The sequence below is a fragment of the Acidisphaera sp. L21 genome, assembly GCF_009765685.1.
Taxonomy (GTDB): Bacteria; Pseudomonadota; Alphaproteobacteria; order Acetobacterales; family Acetobacteraceae; genus LMUY01.
The window spans coordinates 41313-44162 of the sequence record NZ_LMUY01000082.1 but is presented as its reverse complement, the minus strand read 5'-3'; the positions used below and the strand labels follow the sequence as shown (position 1 = coordinate 44162).

The following is a 2850-nucleotide window of genomic DNA, read 5'->3' as shown; positions in this document are numbered from 1 at the left end:
GTCCAGACCACGAACGCCCGGCGGGCGGCGGCGAAAGCCGAAGTGGTATGAATCCTGGGGCCGTGGGTTCGAATCCCGCCGCGGACATCAATGCGCACTCGGGTCAGGCGCCATCCGCCCGGCCGGGACGGATGGCGAGCTAGCTGTGGCGATTACTCGCCGACGGCCCGGGTGGCCTGCTTCTTCTTGTCCCAGAACAGCGTGATGGTTTCGAATTTGCACAAATCGACATCGCCCCATTCCGCCGTGGAATCGTCATCGTGGTACTTGACCTTGATGTCGAACCGGCATGCGCCATTGCCATGGGGAAAGCGAATGTCCTTGCTCTCGCCGTCGGCTAAAGCGTCGTCACCCATGCGATCACCGCCCCAGTTGGAACTTGAGTGCCGGGACACGTAGACCTCGTCGATCTGGTAACCTGTCTTGTTTTTGATGCTGAAATCAGCGTCGTTGGCGTGCGCACCGGCAAGCATGCACAGCAGCAAGCCAGCGGCGACGGCGAGGGAACGGATGAACACGGCGAAGTCTCCCAAATTGTGAGCCCGCCTAACGTCTTGCGACAATTGATGCAACCATAGCGTGTGTTGACCCGAAAAGCAGATCTGCTGCGTTACAGATCAGCAACAGAGGGACAGGCATACTTGGCTATAGGTCATCTTCCAGCACGATCAGCGTCACGGCCCAGGACCGCTCCCCCTCGTCATCCACTTGGTCCACAGTGCCCAGCACATCATCGCCGATGCGAAGATGCACGGCGCCCTTCGCCCGGGCTGGCGCATCCAGCGCAACGTCCGGATTGCGCAACATCCGGCGGAGATAGGTCTGAAGACGCGCACGATCGGCTTGGGAAATCACGCTGAAATATCCTTCAAGCGGTGGGGGTGCGTCGGATGGCACACGTCAATCATCCGGCGCAACCTTGGCGGCGGACCCGCTCAATGCTGGTTCGACACGAATTTCCTCTTTTTCGCCAATTGATCTAAGCTCCCAGCGCCAACAAAAGGGGCAGCCATGAGCCTGCGCAGCTTCATCTCCAAGCAGTTCATCGACGTCCTGCAATGGAACGAGGAAGCACCCGGCATCCTCGCCTATCGCTACCCCATGGCCGATTCCGAAATCCAAAATGGCGGCGTGCTAGTGGTGCGCGAATCGCAGCGGGCGCTGTTCATCAACGAGGGCAAGGTTGCAGATAACTTCGGGCCTGGCTCCTACGAGCTCACCACCCGCACCCTCCCAGTGCTCACCTCGTTGCAGAACTGGGACAAGTTCTTCGAATCCCCGTTCAAGTCGGACGTATATTTCTTCAGCACCCGCGACCAAGTGGACCAGCGCTGGGGCACGCCGCAGCCGATCACCATCCGGGACAAGGAGTACGGCGCGCTCCGCATCCGCGCCAACGGGGTTTATTCCTACCGTATCGCTGATGTAGCGCCGTTCTGGTCCCGGCTCAGCGCAACCTCCCCTTCCTATTCTGTGGCAGACGCCGCCGGGCAGCTCCGCGCCGCGATCCTGACGTCGATGGCGACCTGCCTGGGCACAGCGGATGTTGCCTTCGTCGATATGGCAGCCAACCAGGACGCCTTTTCTGCCCGGTTGCATGACGCCATCGCTCCCGCCTTCACCACCTTCGGCCTGGAACTCACCAGCTTCTACCTGCAAAGCCTGTCCTTGCCGGAAGAGGTGCAGGAGCGGATGGACCGCGCCAGTTCGATGCACATCGTGGGCGACATGGGCAAATACACTCAGTTTGAAGCCGCCGAGAGCCTGCGCGTTGCCGCAGCCAACCCAGGGGGCGTGGCATCGGCCGGGGTGGGGCTGGGGGCTGGGTTTGCCCTGGCGCAATCCATGGGCGCCGGGCCAGCCGCTGCCGCCAAACCGGCCGAGCCGGCGGCGGACCCGATCGCCACCATTGCCCGGCTCGGCGACCTATTCAGCAAAGGCATCCTGACCGAGGCCGAGTTTGCCGCCAAAAAAGCGGAGTTGCTCGCCCAAATTCGCTGATGGCCCAATACACCTGCCCATCCTGCGGTGCGGACCTGCCATTCCGCTCCTCCGTGTCGGTCTACGCGGTCTGTGCCTCCTGCGGGTCAACGGTCGTGCGGACCGATTTGGCCGTCGAGGCGATCGGCATCATGGCGACCCTGCCGGACGAAATCACCCCGTTGCAGATTGGCGCCCGCCTTGCCTGGCAGGGTCGTCACTTCACCCTGTTGGGTCGCCTCCGCATCGGGTGGGAGGATGGCGCCTGGACCGAGTGGTTTATGGATGACGGCGCTGCCAGCCAGGCGTGGCTGACGGAGGCGCAGGGCTTGTTGGCCGTGTCGGTCGAGCAGGATGTACCGCCCGCGCTCGCCGCCGCGCCCTCATTGGGCGAGGTCGTAATGCTCGGCAGCACCGGTTTTCGCGTGGCCGATATCAAGCGCGGCACGTGTCTGGGCAGCGAGGGGGAGTTGCCGCTCGCCGCCCCCAAGGGCCGGATTGCCACCTACATCGACATGGTCGGGCAAACCGCCGGGTTTGCCGGGCTAGAGGAGTCGGAGGACGGTCGTCGCCTCTACACCGGCACCTACGTCCCTTTCGAGCGGCTCGGCTTCACCGGCCTGCGCGATGTCGAGGGCTGGCCCCCACCTTTGCCCGACCCGGAGCGTCGGCACGATCCACGCTACCTCACGCATTAAATGCCGGTCGCCCGCACCCGAACCATCGCCTGTCCGAATTGCGGCGGCAGCATCGACATCCGCGCCAACGGGCTGAGCATCTCGGCAGCCTGCGGCTCCTGCGGGTCCGTGGTGGATGTGACCAATCCGGATGTGCGGCAGATCGGCGAGGCCCAATCCCGCATCCGCCAAC

At 63.4% G+C, this 2850-nt stretch carries 4 protein-coding genes; 2 read left to right on the top strand and 2 right to left on the bottom strand.

Annotated features, from left to right (window positions below; all coding sequences use genetic code 11):
- Positions 1-152: 152 nt before the first annotated feature.
- Together GSQ76_RS17245 and GSQ76_RS17240 are read right to left on the bottom strand one after the other, a co-directional pair.
- Positions 153-518, bottom strand: a complete 366-nt coding sequence (locus GSQ76_RS17245) for a hypothetical protein (protein ID WP_158745377.1) — start codon at positions 516-518, stop codon at positions 153-155.
- A gap of 127 nt (positions 519-645) precedes the next feature.
- Positions 646-855 carry a DUF3126 family protein gene (locus GSQ76_RS17240; RefSeq protein ID WP_158745376.1) on the bottom strand — a complete coding sequence of 70 codons (210 nt, stop codon included), beginning with the start codon at positions 853-855 and terminating at the stop codon, positions 646-648.
- Between the two features lie 156 nt (positions 856-1011).
- On the opposite strand from GSQ76_RS17240, the gene GSQ76_RS17235 reads away from it, so the two are divergent.
- Together GSQ76_RS17235 and GSQ76_RS17230 are read left to right on the top strand one after the other, a co-directional pair.
- Positions 1012-2001 carry an SPFH domain-containing protein gene (locus GSQ76_RS17235; RefSeq protein ID WP_158745375.1) on the top strand — a complete coding sequence of 330 codons (990 nt, stop codon included), beginning with the start codon at positions 1012-1014 and terminating at the stop codon, positions 1999-2001.
- On the top strand, positions 2001-2678 hold the full coding sequence (locus GSQ76_RS17230; RefSeq protein ID WP_158745374.1) for a DUF4178 domain-containing protein: 678 nt from the start codon (positions 2001-2003) through the stop codon (positions 2676-2678). The genes GSQ76_RS17235 and GSQ76_RS17230 overlap by 1 nt, the downstream gene beginning before the upstream one ends.
- The last annotated feature ends 172 nt before the right edge of the window (positions 2679-2850 follow it).